This is a genomic window from Streptomyces crystallinus, from assembly GCF_039521265.1.
In the GTDB taxonomy this organism is placed as follows: Bacteria; Actinomycetota; Actinomycetes; order Streptomycetales; family Streptomycetaceae; genus Streptomyces; species Streptomyces crystallinus.
In genome coordinates, this window is record NZ_BAAACA010000014.1 from 706,958 (window position 1) to 720,868 (window position 13,911).

The 13,911-nt window shown below is 73.0% G+C and carries 11 protein-coding genes; 6 read left to right on the top strand and 5 right to left on the bottom strand.

What is annotated here, in order from left to right; genetic code table 11:
* Nucleotides 1–102: 102 nt before the first annotated feature.
* Nucleotides 103–1,212, bottom strand: a complete 1,110-nt coding sequence (locus tag ABD236_RS13765) for an alpha/beta hydrolase (RefSeq protein ID WP_344073871.1) — start codon at nt 1,210–1,212, stop codon at nt 103–105.
* A gap of 297 nt (nt 1,213–1,509) precedes the next feature.
* Between ABD236_RS13765 and ABD236_RS13770 the strand changes: the two genes are divergently transcribed.
* Together ABD236_RS13770 and ABD236_RS13775 are read left to right on the top strand one after the other, a co-directional pair.
* Nucleotides 1,510–3,375 (top strand): HSP90 family protein, encoded by a 1,866-nt coding sequence (locus ABD236_RS13770; RefSeq protein WP_344073872.1) that lies wholly within the window; start codon nt 1,510–1,512, stop codon nt 3,373–3,375.
* The gene (locus tag ABD236_RS13775) at nt 3,372–6,377 is read left to right on the top strand and encodes an ATP-binding protein (RefSeq protein WP_344073873.1); all 3,006 of its coding nucleotides are present in this window, start codon (nt 3,372–3,374) and stop codon (nt 6,375–6,377) included. The genes ABD236_RS13770 and ABD236_RS13775 overlap by 4 nt, the downstream gene beginning before the upstream one ends.
* 67 nt (nt 6,378–6,444) lie before the next feature.
* On the opposite strand, the gene ABD236_RS13780 is transcribed toward ABD236_RS13775, so the two are convergent.
* Both ABD236_RS13780 and ABD236_RS13785 read right to left on the bottom strand, forming a co-directional pair.
* Complete coding sequence (locus tag ABD236_RS13780) at nt 6,445–6,921, bottom strand: (2Fe-2S)-binding protein (RefSeq protein WP_067164456.1); 477 nt, start codon at nt 6,919–6,921, stop codon at nt 6,445–6,447.
* 8 nt (nt 6,922–6,929) lie between these two features.
* Nucleotides 6,930–9,266, bottom strand: a complete 2,337-nt coding sequence (locus ABD236_RS13785) for a molybdopterin cofactor-binding domain-containing protein (protein WP_344073875.1) — start codon at nt 9,264–9,266, stop codon at nt 6,930–6,932.
* Between the two features lie 289 nt (nt 9,267–9,555).
* On the opposite strand from ABD236_RS13785, the gene ABD236_RS13790 reads away from it, so the two are divergent.
* The 4 genes from ABD236_RS13790 (at nt 9,556) to ABD236_RS13805 (ending at nt 12,384) form a co-directional block, all read left to right on the top strand.
* A complete protein-coding gene (locus ABD236_RS13790) occupies nt 9,556–10,449 on the top strand; it encodes a LysR family transcriptional regulator (RefSeq protein WP_344073876.1) in 894 nt (297 codons plus the stop codon).
* Between the two features lie 259 nt (nt 10,450–10,708).
* Nucleotides 10,709–11,173, top strand: coding sequence for an LPXTG cell wall anchor domain-containing protein (locus tag ABD236_RS13795; RefSeq protein ID WP_344073877.1), 465 nt, complete (start codon nt 10,709–10,711; stop codon nt 11,171–11,173).
* 52 nt (nt 11,174–11,225) lie between these two features.
* On the top strand, nt 11,226–11,855 hold the full coding sequence (locus ABD236_RS13800; RefSeq protein WP_344073878.1) for an RNA polymerase sigma factor: 630 nt from the start codon (nt 11,226–11,228) through the stop codon (nt 11,853–11,855).
* Between the two features lie 22 nt (nt 11,856–11,877).
* Entirely contained in the window at nt 11,878–12,384 is a 507-nt protein-coding gene (locus ABD236_RS13805; protein ID WP_344073879.1) for a hypothetical protein, read from the top strand.
* A gap of 14 nt (nt 12,385–12,398) precedes the next feature.
* On the opposite strand, the gene ABD236_RS13810 is transcribed toward ABD236_RS13805, so the two are convergent.
* Together ABD236_RS13810 and ABD236_RS13815 are read right to left on the bottom strand one after the other, a co-directional pair.
* Nucleotides 12,399–12,998 (bottom strand): TetR/AcrR family transcriptional regulator, encoded by a 600-nt coding sequence (locus ABD236_RS13810; protein ID WP_344073880.1) that lies wholly within the window; start codon nt 12,996–12,998, stop codon nt 12,399–12,401.
* A gap of 26 nt (nt 12,999–13,024) precedes the next feature.
* The gene (locus ABD236_RS13815) at nt 13,025–13,711 is read right to left on the bottom strand and encodes an NADPH-dependent F420 reductase (protein WP_344073881.1); all 687 of its coding nucleotides are present in this window, start codon (nt 13,709–13,711) and stop codon (nt 13,025–13,027) included.
* Nucleotides 13,712–13,911: the final 200 nt, after the last annotated feature.

Consider the following 13,911-nt stretch of genomic DNA (forward strand, 5'->3'; position numbering starts at 1 on the left):
ACGTCTCTTTCAAGGTAGCCACCGGCGTCTTCCGCCACCACAGCCTCGGCGGCAGGGCCGAGGCGGACTGGCTGGTCTTGGCCTCGCCCTACCCGAACCGCCTCAGGACACCGGCGTCGGCCCCTCGATCTGGCGGCTGATCCACTCCATGCTGCTCGCGTCCATCCCCTTCACATAGGTCACGGCGTTGTGCCGCCCTCCCTGGATGACTTCGAGGTGGGTGTGGATCGGGCCCTTGTTCCCGTAGGTGGCGATGTACTTGTTCACCTTGGGGATGACGGACGACTCCTTGGTGCCGTATTGGAAGGCGAGGTAGACGTCCGGGCCCTTGGCCGCGATCAGCTGCTTGGAGAGCACCTCGGGGTTGTTCTCGGCCTTCTCCTTCGGGTGGCCGTTCCACAGTGGGGAGTCGGGGACGATGTCGGGGCCGGAGGCGATGACGGCCTTGAACTTGTCGGGGTGCTTCAGGACGGCCTTGAGGCCGGCGAAGCCGCCGGAGGAGGAGCCCATGAAGGCCCAGCCGTCGCGCGACTTCATGGTGCGGAAGTTCTGCCGCATGAGGTCGGGCACGTCCTCGGTCAGCCAGGTGCCCATCTTGGGCTGGCCGGGGATGTCGCTGCCGTCCCAGTACAGGCCGCCGTCGTCCGGCTTGGGGTTCAGCACCGGCATGGCCAGCAGGAACGGTTTGCCCTTGCCCTCCTCGGCCCATTTGGAGATGGACGACTCCAGCTTGAGGTTGTTGTCCATCCAGTAGTTGTTGGGGAAGCCGGGCCCGCCGGGGAGCGCGATCAGGACGGGGAAGCCGCTCTTCTCGTACTTCGGGTCGTCGTACTCCTTCGGCGCCCAGACCCACACCTTGCCCGTGAAGCCGGACTTCTTGCCGGTGATCTTCACGACGCCGACGTGGGTGCCGTTGCCCAGGGTGCTGGCGATCTTGAAGTCGGCGGCCGGGCCGGTCGGCATCAGCGTCTTGGAGTCCGCGGGCTTCTGCTGGGCGCCGGGCCTGTTGTCGATCTTCCCGTACGAGATGGGGTCGCCCTTGTCCGTGAAGGGAGGTATCTCGAAGTAGCTCATGACCGGCCAGGCGATCGCGCCCAGCAGCACCACGCAGACCACGGCGAGTGACCATCGCCGGGCCTTGGAGGCGCGGCGGTGACCCCGGGACTCATAGGTCTCGGCCCCGTTCCTGGTCCTGGTGGACGCGTGCGACATCTGTGGCTCCGGCTTGCTTCGGCCCCTTGGGGCACGACGGTCGTGTTCCGCCTCCGGGGATGGACAAAGCACCTGCAAGGGTTCCAAATTTGCCAAACCGTGATCAACGCTTGACGAGGAGCGAACCGACACGGACAGTAACGGGCGCGCAAGATCACCGCGTGTACGGCCGGGGAGCCACCCGCGGCAAACCCGGAGGAGATTGTCAGTGGCCGCCCCTACGCTGATGACACGTCGTGATCGACGAGGGGGGACCTCGCGATCGCCCCATTCCCTGTGCCCGCGAGGTGATGCGCCATGACTTCCGCCGCCCTGACCGACGGCACCCCGCCCGACGTCAACAGTTTCCAGGTCGACCTGCGCGGCCTGGTCGACCTCCTCTCCCACCATCTCTACTCCAGCCCCCGCGTCTACGTCCGCGAGCTCCTGCAGAACGCGGTGGACGCGGTCACCGCCCGCCGGGCGCACGACCCCGGGGCGCCCGCCCGCGTCCGCCTCTCGGCGGTGGACGGCAGGGTCGCCATCGAGGACAGCGGCATCGGCCTGACCGCCGACGAGGTGCACACCCTGCTCGCGACGATCGGCCGCAGCTCCAAGCGCGGCGGGGAACACGGTCTGGAGTCGGCCCGCCAGGAGTTCCTGGGCCAGTTCGGCATCGGCCTGCTCGCCTGCTTCGTGGTGGCCCGCCGGATCCGTGTGGTCACCCGCTCGGCCCGCACCCCCGAGGCCGCGCCGGTGGAGTGGCTCGCCTCGGACGACGGCTCGTACACGGTCCGCGCGCTGCCCGACGAGGCCCGGCCCGAGCCCGGCACCACCGTCCACCTCGAACCGCGCCCCGGCGCCGAGGAGTGGACCGCCGCCGCGCGCGTGGAGGAGCTGGCCCGCGACTTCGGCTCCCTGCTGCCGTACGACATCACCTTCGCGGGGGACGACGGGGCCGAGCGCCCCGTCACCGACCGGCCGCCGGTCTGGGAGCGGGAGTACGCGACCCCGGCCGCCCGCCGCGTCGCGCTCGCCGGGCACTGCGCGCAGGTCTTCGGGTTCACCCCGCTCGACTCGATCGACCTGGACCTGCCGGTCGCCGGGGTGCGCGGCGTCGCCCATGTGCTGCCGGAGCCGACCAGCCCGGCGCACCGGGCCGGACACCGCGCCTACCTCAAGGGCATGCTGCTGACCGACCGCGCCGACAACCTGCTGCCCGAGTGGGCGTTCTTCGTGCGCGCGGTGGTCGACACCGACTCGCTGCGCCCCACCGCCTCCCGGGAGAACCTGTACGACGACGAGACCCTCGCCGCCGTCCGCGACGCGCTCGGCGCACGGGTGCGGCAGTGGCTCGCGGAGCTGGCCGCGGGCGACCCGCAGCGCCTCGCCGCGTTCCTGAGCGTCCATCACCTCGGGGTGAAGTCGCTGGCCCGGCACGACGCCGAGCTGTTCGCGCTGATGCTGCCGTGGCTGCCGTTCGAGACCAACGACGGGCAGCGCAGCCTGGACGAGTTCGCCGCCGCCCACTCGGAGATCCACTTCACCCGGACCGTGGAGGAGTTCCGCCAGATCGCCCCGATCGCGGCGGCCCACGGCCTGGGCGTGGTCAACGCGGGCTACACGTACGACGCCGATCTCCTCGCCCTGCTGCCCGGGATCCGGCCCGGTCTGAAGGTCACCGAGCTCGACGCGGGCGCGGTCACCGACCGCCTCGACACGGTGCCCACCACGGCCGAGCTCTCGCTCGCCGCGTTCCTGTCGACCGCCCGCACCCGCCTGGACCCGCACGGGTGCGACGTGGTGCTGCGCGCCTTCCAGCCGGTGGCGGTGCCTGCGCTCTTCCTCGACGACCGGCAGGCGCGCCACGAGCGGGACCGGGCCGCCGCGCAGGAGAACGCCGACTCGCTGTGGAACGACATCCTCGGCGCGCTGCGCGGCTCCGCCCCGCGCGCGCGTCTGGTGCTGAACCACAACAACCCGCTGATCCGGCGCATCGCCGCGCTGCCGGACGCCGAACTGACCGGCACGGCCGTCGAGTCGCTCTACGGGCAGGCGCTGCTGATGTCGCAGCGCCCGCTGCGCCCGGCCGACTCCGCCCTGCTCAACCGCGCCTTTCTGGACCTCCTGGAATGGGCCACCCACACCACGCCGCACACCCACTCCCAGGAGGAGCAGCAGTGACCGCCCTGAGCCCCGAGGAGATCCGCCAGGGCCTCGCGGAGAACGCGCGGGCGCCCTACGGAGCATCGCGCAACGCGCGCGCGGAGACGCTGGCCGCCGCCGCGGAGTCCACCGGCGACCGCGAGCTGTTCCGCCAGGCGCTGGACCGGCTGATCGACGCCTACGAGTGGAGCGCCGAGCGCACCAAGATGGTGGTGCCGTTCGCGCGTCTGCTCCAGGAGTACGACCGCGACCCCTCCGCCTTCCCCGCCCACGAGGTACACAGCCTCTTCTGGCGCTTCAAGTGGGTGGCCGGGCGGATCGTGGAGTCCCCGGAGATCCCGCTCGCCGCGGTGGAGCGCTGGCTGGCGGACATGGAGCGCCGCTACCGGCTCGCCGGTTACAGCGAACGCGCCGTGCGCCAGGCCGAGTTCCACCTCGCCGACGCGACCGGCGACGAGGCCCGGACGGACCGGGCGGCTACCGGATGGGCAGCGGCCGCGCGCGACCGGATGAGCGACTGCCACGCGTGCGAGATCAACACCCAGGGCTGGTACTGGGCGCGCAAGGGCGAGGACGCCAAGGCGATCGAGATCTGGGAGCCGGTGCTCTCCGGCGGCAGGTCCTGCATGGAGGAGCCGCACCGGGTGCTGGCGCACTCCCTGCTCCCCCTGGTGCGCCTCGGCCGCCTCGACGAGGCCCGCTCCCACCATCTGCGCGGCTACCGGATGGCACGCGGCAACGACAGCCTGCTGCGCTCGGTCGGCAAGCACATCGAGTTCTGCGCACTGACCGGCAACGAACCGCGCGGCCTGGAGATCCTCGCCGAGCACGCCACCCACCTGGAGCCGCTCACCGACGTCGAGACGCAGATGGAGTTCGCCGGCGCCGTCCTGGTCCTGCTGCGCCGCCTGGCCGACCTCGGCCACGGTGAGAGCCCGGCCGTGGCCTACCGGGGCACGGGACACACGGTGAACGAGCTGTACGAGCGGCTGTACGCGGACGCCGCCTCCATCGCGGCCCGCTTCGACGCCCGCAACGGCACCGCGCACGTCTCCGAGCGCCTTGCCGAGCGGATCGGGCAGCAGCCGCTGGTCGACGTGCTGCCGCTCGGGGTCCGCAGCGCGGCGCTTCCCACGGCCACGGCTCCGGTGCGGACAGGAGCCGTCGGCGCGCCGAGCCTGGACGCAGCAACCACGACGGATGCCCAGGACCTCGCGGCGCTGGTCGAGCGCGCGCGTACGGCTCGGCGGCAGGGTCACCCCTCGGCCGACGCCCTGTGGGCGCGGATCGCCGAACTCGTCGAGAAGGGCGAGCGGTTGCCGGACGCGGCCGCAGGCGCCGACCTGCTGGAGTTCCGCGCGACGACGGCCGCGCGGGCGGGGGCCGAGCAGGCCCGGGACCTGTTCGCGCAGGCGGCCGACGCCCACCGGGCGGCAGGTCGGCCCGCGCGCGCGGCCTACGCCCTGCTCGGGATCGCGGGCAGCGCCGCCCGGTTCGGCGGGGAGGCCGAGGAGATCCGGCGTCTGCTCACCGTGGCCGTGGAGGCGGCGCGGGCGCTGGACACGGCCGATCCGGCTCGCGCGCGCCGGATTGCCGCGGCTGAACTGACCACGCTCCAGATCGAGTCGTATCTGCGGGGACGCGAGACGCCCGAGGAGGAGCGGCAGGAGCCGGACGCCCGTCTGGCCGCCGGGCTCGAGGCCTTCGTCGCCACCCACGGCACTGAGGCGGGGGCGGACGCGGCGGACGTGGTGGCCGAGGCCGAGCTGGTGCTGGCCCGGATGGCCCTGGCGGCCGGTGACCTCGACCGCGCCGAACCGCTGCTCATCTCCGCCGCGCACCGCTGCCTGGCCGCCGAGCGCCCCTGGGAGGCGGTCGAGCCGCTGTCACTGAGGGCCAGGATCCTGGCGGCACGGCACGACGCGGAGGGGGCCGAAACCCTGGCCCGGGCCGCGCTCGGCCACGCCGCAGAGGTGACGGACCCCGAGGAGCACGCCGCCGTACGGCTCACGCTCGCGGAGATCCTGCTGCGCCGGACCGGCGGGGCCGACGAGGCGGCCGCGCACGCGCTCGACGCGGCGCACTGGCTGGACCAGGCGGGGCTCACCGCGACCGGCGGGGCCCGGGCACGCCTGCTGCTGGCCCGGGCCTACGCGGAGGCGGAGCGCCCCGCCGAGGCGGCCGAGGTGCTCCAGTCCGCGCTGTCCGACCTGGTGGAACACGGCGAGCAGGAGGCGGTGGAGGCCCGGCAGTTGCTCGGCGGGCTGCTGCGCCGACTGCACGACCAGCGCGCGGCGGCCGAGCAGTTCCTGCTGGCCGCCGAGACCGCGAAGGGCTGGGACGACCCCCGGCCCCAGGCGAGCCTGGCCCACTCCGCCGCCGAGGCGCTCTCGGCCGCAGGACTGCGCGAGGAGGCGCGCTCCGCGTACGGACGCGCCCTGGAGCTGTGGCGGCACGCGGGCGACAACCCGGTCGCGGAGGTCCGGGTGCTGCGCTCCCTGGCATGGCTGGCGGCGGAGCACCGGGCGGCCGACGGGGACTGCCCGGAGGCCCGCGCGCTGATGGACCAGGCGCTGACCGTACTCGAAGGTGCCGAAGAGCCCGAGCTGCGTTACGAGCGCGCCCAGACCTGGCACCAACTCGCCACGCTCCTTGAGGACTCGCTGAACGAGGACGAGTACGGAGACGACGAAGAGGACGTGGAGGAGGAGGACGAGCAGGGTCGCGGGGGCGAGGGCGACGGCCCGGGTCGGGGCGCGGAACTGGAGGATGCCGTCCGCAGGGAGATGGTCGCGCTCCTGGACCGGGCGGCCGCCACCTATGCCACGTTCGGTGAGAGCGCGCTGCGCGAGCGGTTCCAGTGCGCCGTCCGGGCGTCCTGGACCGAGCGCGAGCTGGGCCGGGCGCAGGACGGCACAGCCCGGATGACCGCCCTCATCGCCGACCTGGGCGAGCTGGAGGGCGCCGAGGCGGCCGAGTTCGCGAGGCAGGCCGAGCAGGTCCGCGAACGGCTGGGCTGACCCCCGGGCCGCGTCGCGTGACGCGGCCCGGGGGCGGCCGACGGGTGGGGCGTGGCAGAGGCGCAGGTCAGAAGTTCTTCGCGCCCGCCCTGATCGCCTCGCGGATGCGGTGGTACGTGCCGCAGCGGCAGATGTTGCGGATCTCGTCGAAGTCCGCGTCGCCGATCTCGTGTCCGGCGGCGCGTGCCTGGCGGACCTTGGCGACGGCGGCCATGATCTGGCCGGGCTGGCAGTAGCCGCACTGGGCCACGTCGTACTCCAGCCAGGCCTCCTGCATCGGGTGCAGGTCCTTGCCGACGGTGGCGGGCAGGCCCTCGATGGTGGTGACCTCGTCGGTGGGGCGGATGTCCTTGACCGGAACGGAGCAGGGGTTGAAGGCCTTGCCGTTGATGTGGCTGGTGCAGGCCTGGCAGACGCCGAGGCCGCAGCCGTACTTGGGGCCGGTCACGCCGAGGACGTCACGCAGCACCCAGAGCAGCCGGACGTCGTCCTCGACGTCCACCGAGACCGGCTTGCCGTTGAGGATGAAGGTGTGCTGAGGCACGGAGGCTCCTAGTAGGCGCGGCTGAGGCCGTCGGTGGGGGACGCGGGGATCGGCGGGACGGTGGGCAGCGGTTCGAAGCCGAGCGGGCCGTCGTGGTTGATCGGGAAGGTGGTCGGCATGGTGCCGGTGGCCCGGCCGTAGGCGCAGGCGACGGCCGCCATGGCGCCCGCGACGGCCAGCTCCCCGGCCCCGCCGGGCTTGTCGCCGGTGGGCGGCATCACGATGATCTCGAGTTCGGGCGGGGTGTTCCACTGGCGGGTGTAGAAGTAGTTGTCCCAGCTTCCTTCGAGGAAGTGGCCGTCCTTCAGATGGAGGCCGGAGCTGAGGGTGACGGCGATGCCGTCCATGATGCCGCCCATCATCTGGGCTTCCAGGCCGCGCGGGTTGACGGCGAGCCCCACGTCCACGGCGCACACCACCCGGGTCACGCGCGGGCCGGTGTACGCGTCGGGGACATGGCGTCCGGTCGTCTCCGGGCGGCAGTCGATCTCGGCGAGCACGGCGACGAACGCGTGGTACTCGGGGTGCATCGCGATGCCCTGCGCCGTGCCCTCGGGCATGGTCCGCCCCCACTCCCCCACCTGGGCCACCTTGTCCAGGACGGCCCGGGCCCGGTCCTCCTTGAGGAACTGGCGGCGGAACCGGTAGGCGTCCTTGCCCATGCGCGCCGCGAGCTGGTCGACGACGAGCTCCTGGGCGCAGCGGACGTTGGGCGAGTAGATGTTGCGCATGCTGCCGGTGTTGAAGCCCTTGTCGACCTCGCTGAGCAGCTGCGTGGTGACCCCGAAGTGGTAGGGGCTCTGCTGCGTGAGTTCGAAGATGGTCTCGGAGAAGGCGAGGTCACCCACGGGGAGCCGGGCCGCCATGGACGTGATGATCTCGCCGAGTCCGTGCCCGTAGTCGGTGGCGACCGAGGTGTGCCGCTGCTCGTACGAGAGGACCTCGCCCAGCGCGTAGGTGGCCCGGACGCGGGAGGTGGACATGGGATGGGTGCGGCCCTGGCGGAAGTCGTCCGTGCGGTGCCACATCAGTTTGACGGGCTTGCCCATGGCTTTGGAGATCTGCGCGGCCTCCAGCGCCGCGTCGAAGAAGAGCTTGCGGCCGAAGGACCCACCGCCCTCGGTGACATGCACCTTGACGGCGGACAGCGGCAGGCCGAGCTTGAGCGCGATGGTCTCCTGGGCGGTGATCGGGGTCTTGAGCGACGCCCAGATCTCGGCGCGGTCGGCCCGCACGTCCGCGATCGCGCAGTTGGGCTCAAGGGCGCTGTTGCTGGCGAAGTGGAAGGTGAACCGGGCGTCGACGGAGTGCACCAGCGGGTCCAACGCGGGGACGACCAAAGGAAGTTCGGCGGCCCGCAGCTCCTTGAGGACGGTGGCGTCGGAGGCACCCTCCTCGGTGCCGGGACCCCAGGACACCCGTAGCGCCCGTACGGCGTCGATGCACTGGCCGAACGTCCGTCCGCGTACGGCCACTCCGGTGGGGACGGTGACGACGTCGGTGATGCCGGGCATCGCCAGGACGTCCGTCCGGTTCTCCACCGACCGTACCGTTCCGTTGATCGTCGGCGGCCGGCACACCATGGTGGGCAGTGCGCCCGGCACGCTGACGTCCATGGCGAACTGCTTGCGTCCGGTGACCGCGGCGAGCGCGTCGATCCGGCCGCGCGGGGTGCCGATGACGCCGAACTGGGCGGGCTTCTTCAGGGTGACCGGGATCCGTACGGTGCTGCGGCTGGCGGCCTGGACCGCCAACTCGCCGTAGCCGGCGCTCCTCCCGCGCGGGGAGGTGACGACGCCCGCCCGGGTGGTCAGCGTCGAGGCGGCCTCGCCGAACCGTTCCGCCGCCGCCTCCACCAGCCGCGCGCGGGCGGTGGCGGCGGCCACCCGGATCGGGGTGTAGGTGGAGATGGTGGTGTTGGAGGCGCCGGTCATCTGGTTGAAGAGCAGCTCGGGCCGGGCGTCGGCCAGGCTCACCCGGATCCGGTCGAGCGGCAGGTCCAGCTCCTCGGCGATGAGCATCGCGGACGAGGTGGTGACGCCCTGGCCGACCTCGGCGCGGGGCAGCACGAAGGAGGCGGTGCCGTCGTCGTGGACCTCGATCGTGATGAGGCCGGAGGTCGGCAGGGCGGCGTCGGTGAGCATGTCGTTGAGGTCGTAGATCTCGGACGGGCCGGGCAGCGACGGGACCGCCGCCTCGGCCCGGGCGGGTGCGAGGGCCGCCTCACCGAGCTGTGCGGCCACCGTCAGCGTGGAGGCCGCGAGCACATATCCCAGAAACCGGCGCCGCCCCACCTCCGGGGCGAGCGCCTCGTCCTCGTGCTCCGGACGACCCGAGGCTGCCATCGACTGTCCCTTCGTCACCTGCGCCGTCTGCGCCGTGTCAGAGGGTCACACATTTCTCATGAGTAACACCAGGCGTGAAACAGGCCTGGTGTGACGCAATCTGTCGTCCCGTCAGTTCGAGGCGGGCGGTGCCCACGGGGTCGGCACCCTCCGTGGTCCGCTGTCCGGGTCCGGATCCCCGACGGCGTCCACGGACGGGTTGCCGCCCCGGACAAATCCTTGTGGGCGGCGCCCACCCCAGTCAATCCTCTGGTTTTCTTTCACGGACCCAAGCAATACCTTGGAGTTCATGACTCTCGACGACCTCCGTGTCTTCGTCGCCGCCTGTGAGAGCGGCAATCTGAGCGCGGTGGCGCGCGACTTGTCCCGTACGCAGTCGGCGGTCAGCCAGCACGCCAAGCGGCTGGAGGCCGAACTCGGCCTGCCCCTCCTGGAGCGGCGTCCCCGGGGAGTGGCCCCCACCCGGGCCGGGCGCATCCTCCAGCGGGCCGCCGCCCAGGGCATCGGCCACATAGAGCAGGCACTGCGCCAGCTCCGCGAGCTGCGGGAGGGCGACGGCGGCACCGTCCGGATCACCACCGGAGCCACCACCGTCCGTCACTTCATGTCCGAGGGGGTGGTGCGTTTCCGGCGCGCCCACCCGCACGTCAAGCTGGAGTTCCGGACCGAGAACTCCAGCCGGGGCTGCTTCAACGCGCTGGCCGCGGGCGAGTCCGACCTCGCCTGGATCACCGTCGGCACCCCCGCGCGCGGCTTCGAGCAACGGCCGGTCGTCGAGCTGCCCTGGGTCCTCGCCGTCCACGAGGACGACCCGCTCGCCTCCAGGAGCGTCATCGAACCGGCCGACCTGGCCGACATCCGCCACATCCAGCTGCCCGCCAACTCGCGCTCCCGCCACCACCTGGACCGCCAACTGGCCGGTCTGGACATCGCGCTGGCGTCGACGACCAGCGTCACGGACTGGGACACCGCCATCCTGCTGGCCGAACTCGGGCTCGGCCACGCCGTGGTGCCGGCGCTGCCGGGCTGGACGGCGTCCGGCCCCGGCGCCCTGCGCTTCGTGCCCCTGCCGATGCTGCCCCCGCTGGCGGCGGGCTGGGCGGTGCGCCAGTGGGACGCGCTCGACCCGCTCACCCAGGAGTTCGCGGGCACGGTAGTGGACAGTCTCACCGACGCGAGGTGACGGCCGTGGACAGTCTCACCGACGCGAGGTGACGGTCATGCACAGCCCCACCGGGGCGGGGTGACCGGCCGGGTCGCGCACGAACGGCCACGAGCAGCGCCCGCGCGGTGGTGAGCACGAACAGCACCGCTGGCACCCGAGCCCGTCGCACCCGTACGAAAAATTTCTCCACCTCGTCGGCAACCTCGCCCCGCGCCGCACGTCGTGAGGGGTGAAGGGCGCCGTCCGGCGCCGTTCAGCCGACCTGGAGATGTCCTACGTGAACACCACGAAACACCCCCGCCGCGCCCTCGTCCGCGGGGCGGCGGCCACCGGACTGCTGGCCGCGCTCGCCCTTCCCGCCCTGGCCGGTACGGCCCACGCCGACGGCGGGACCCAGCCACGGCACCTGGCGTCCACCGAGCCGAGCGCGGCGCCCTCCGCCGCCCCGGCGCGGCCGGCCCCCGCGAAGACCCCCGCCCACCCGGGCGAGCAGCCCTCCGCCGCTCCGGGCAAGCCCGGTGAGCGTGCGAAGCCCGCCCCCGGCACACCCCCGGCCAAGGCTCCTTCGGAGGCTCGCTCCGAAGGCGCGCCCAGCGCCGCGCCCGCTCCTTCGACACGCCAGGACGAACTGGCCCATACTGGCTCGCCCAAGACCAACACGGCCCTGGCCGCCGGGGCGGGCGCACTGATCGCGGCGGGCGCCGGAACCGTCTATTCCGTACGGCGGCGACAGAACCACTGAGGCGCAGGGCGGCCCCGCCGCGCGGGGCCGCGCCGTTCCACCCGAGGAAGTGATGGAGTACACCGCCGTCCGGTACCCGGCGCCGCCAGGGCGCTTGGGCCCGCGCGCCTTTCTGCACTGGCTGCTGCGCCGGGACCGGCTGGCCACCGGCCCGGCGCGGCCGCCCGTCGTCGGCGGCCACGGCCCGGACACCTCGCGCCCGACCGTCAGCGAGCTCTACCACGCGCACCGGCTGCGCATGGTGCGCCTCGCGGTGCTGCTGGTGGACGACCGGGCCACGGCCGAGGACGTGGTGCAGGACGCGTTCACCGCGCTCTACCGGCGCCACGGCGAGCAGATCGCCGAGGTCGACAACGCCCTCGCCTACCTTCGTACGGCCGTGGTCAACGCCTCCCGCTCGGTGCTGCGCAGACGGCGCACCGCGCGCGCCTACACCCCGCCCCACGAGGCCGACGCGCCCTCCGCCGAGGAGCGGGTCGTCCTGGGCGAGGAGCACCGGGAAGTCCTGGCCGCGCTGGGGCAGTTGAGCGCGCGACGCCGGGAAGTGCTGGTGCTGCGGTACTGGGGCGAGCTGTCCGAGGCCGAGATCGCGCAGACGCTGCGGATCAGCCGGGGCTCGGTGAAGTCGCTGGCGAGCCGGGGGCTGGACGCCCTGGAGAAGATCTTGAAGGAGCGGTCGTGAGAGGAGCGGAGAAGGCGTGGAGATGAGCGGCCGGAAGAGTCCCGAACGCCCCGTCGAGGCGCGGCTGCGGCGGGCACTGGCGGCCCGCGCGCAGACCGTGACGGTCCGCGATCTGCGCCCGGCCGACCCACCGGGCCCGCATGTGCGCCGCACCCTGCTGCCGGGCCCGTGGCTGCGCACCCTGGCGGTACGCCGCCTCGCCCTGCCGCTGGCCGCGCTCGCCACCGTGGCGGCCGTGGCCGTCGGTTACCTGGCGCTGTCCCCGGGCGGCACGCCGAGCCGCCCGCTGCCCGCGGCCACCCCCGATCCGGTCTCCCCGGCGCCGGTGCCCCGCCCCTCCGAGGCCCGCTCGCCGCTGCCCAAGCCGTCCCGGCCGCCGGCGCGCAAGCGGTCGGTCGAGCCCTCGGCTCCGACTCCGGCCGCGCCGGAGCCGGGCCCGGGCACGGCTCGTAGGACGCTGCCGCAGGAGCCGGCGGGACGCCCCTCGGCCCAGCCGTCCCGTACGCCTTCGGCACCGGCGGTCCGCTGAACCACAGGCGCCCGCTACCGGCCTCCCACTGGGCGCAGGGCCGCCAGCGTCAGGTCGACGGCCTGCTCGGCCCACCCCGGCCGGCCGCCGCGGCCCGCCAGATGGTCCGCGTAGAACGGCCCGAGGAGCGCCGACACGGCCGCCTCCAGATCGGCGTCCGCGCGGACGCTCCCTTCTTCGCGCCCGCGCTCAAGGACCTCCCGGAGCAGGGCGCGGCGCGGCAGGACCGTGCGCTCGCGCAGCAGGGCGAGGAGTTCGGGGGTGTGGTCCTCCTCCGCGAGGCAGGTGCCGATGAGCGCCATCCCGTTCACCCGCTCGACGGTACGGGCGAAGTCCCGCAGGATGGCGAGGAGGTCGGTGCGGAGGTCGCCGGAGGACGGCGGGGCGCCGGCCATCCGTACGGCGGCGAGGGCCGCGGTGAGCAGGTCGGCCTTGGTCTTCCAGCGCAGATGGATGGTGGACTTGCTGACGCCCGCCGCCGCGGCGACCTGGTCCAGGGTCATCCGTACGTAACCCTGGCGCGCCAGCAGGTCGAGGGCGGCCCGCAGGATCGCGTCGTTCTTCTCCGCGGAGCGGGGCCGGCCGGCGCGCCTGGTCGTCTTGTCGTCGTGCATGCTCGCCTCGCGGGGGGGCCGACCGGTCAGGCGCCCTGGATGTGGAAGTTGAAGTCGGTGTGGCCCAGCGCCGCCATGAGCCGCAGCCAGACCGGCAGCATCATTTCGACTCCGCGCGCGCTGGTGATGTCGCCCAGGTCCACGATGCTCGACCGCGGCCAGCCGAACGAGACCAGCAGCGCGGCGACGGCCTTCTTGGCGTCCTCGTCGTCCCCGGACAGAAAGACGTTGTGCGCACCGGGGACCCGCGACGGGTCGACCATGACCTGGGTGTTCATCGTGTTGAGCGTCTTCACGACACGCGCGCCCGGGAAGGCGCGCTGGATCCGCTCGCCGAGGCTGTCGGTGTTCACCGGGTCGAGCGAGGGCGGCATGCCCCGGGAGAAGTCCAGCGGGTTGGCGATGTCGATAAGCACCTTGCCGTCGAGGGCCTGGGCGCCCACGGCCCCCAGCGCGTCCAGACTGGCCAGGCCCGCCGTGGTGTTCACCACGGCCTCGCCGAACGCCCCGGCGTCCGCGAACGCTTCCACCCGCACGCCCGGGTGTTCCCCGTGCCATACGGAGAAGGGCGGGTTGCCCATGCCGTCCGGTTCGGTGCGGGCGAGCGTGGCCTTGGGATCACGGGTGCCGACGGCCACTTCGTGGCCGAGGGAGGCGAGCTTGGCGGCGATGGTCCGGCCGACGACGCCGGTGCCGAGGACTGCGTAGCGCATGGGGCTCGGTCCTTTCGGGGAGCGGGGGCCGGAGAGGGCCGGCCATCCCGTGGCGAGAAAAGTAAACCGAGTCGTTCGGTATGACAAGGACCGCAGCGGTTTGTCGGTACGGCACAGGGCGGACCGGGACAGCGCAAGTGCCGACTGGTCCGCCCGCCCCCGTACTTTCCGGTGCGAACCAGCCGGCACTCCCCCGTTGT

Coding starts and splice junctions, on each gene's coding strand:
- ABD236_RS13765 (WP_344073871.1), bottom strand. CDS start 1,212: ATGTCGCACGCGTCCACCAGGACCAGGAACGGGGCCGAGACCTATGAG.
- ABD236_RS13770 (WP_344073872.1), top strand. CDS start 1,510: ATGACTTCCGCCGCCCTGACCGACGGCACCCCGCCCGACGTCAACAGT.
- ABD236_RS13785 (WP_344073875.1), bottom strand. CDS start 9,266: ATGGCAGCCTCGGGTCGTCCGGAGCACGAGGACGAGGCGCTCGCCCCG.
- ABD236_RS13815 (WP_344073881.1), bottom strand. CDS start 13,711: ATGCGCTACGCAGTCCTCGGCACCGGCGTCGTCGGCCGGACCATCGCC.
- ABD236_RS13805 (WP_344073879.1), top strand. CDS start 11,878: ATGAGCGGCCGGAAGAGTCCCGAACGCCCCGTCGAGGCGCGGCTGCGG.
- ABD236_RS13810 (WP_344073880.1), bottom strand. CDS start 12,998: ATGCACGACGACAAGACGACCAGGCGCGCCGGCCGGCCCCGCTCCGCG.
- ABD236_RS13800 (WP_344073878.1), top strand. CDS start 11,226: ATGGAGTACACCGCCGTCCGGTACCCGGCGCCGCCAGGGCGCTTGGGC.
- ABD236_RS13790 (WP_344073876.1), top strand. CDS start 9,556: ATGACTCTCGACGACCTCCGTGTCTTCGTCGCCGCCTGTGAGAGCGGC.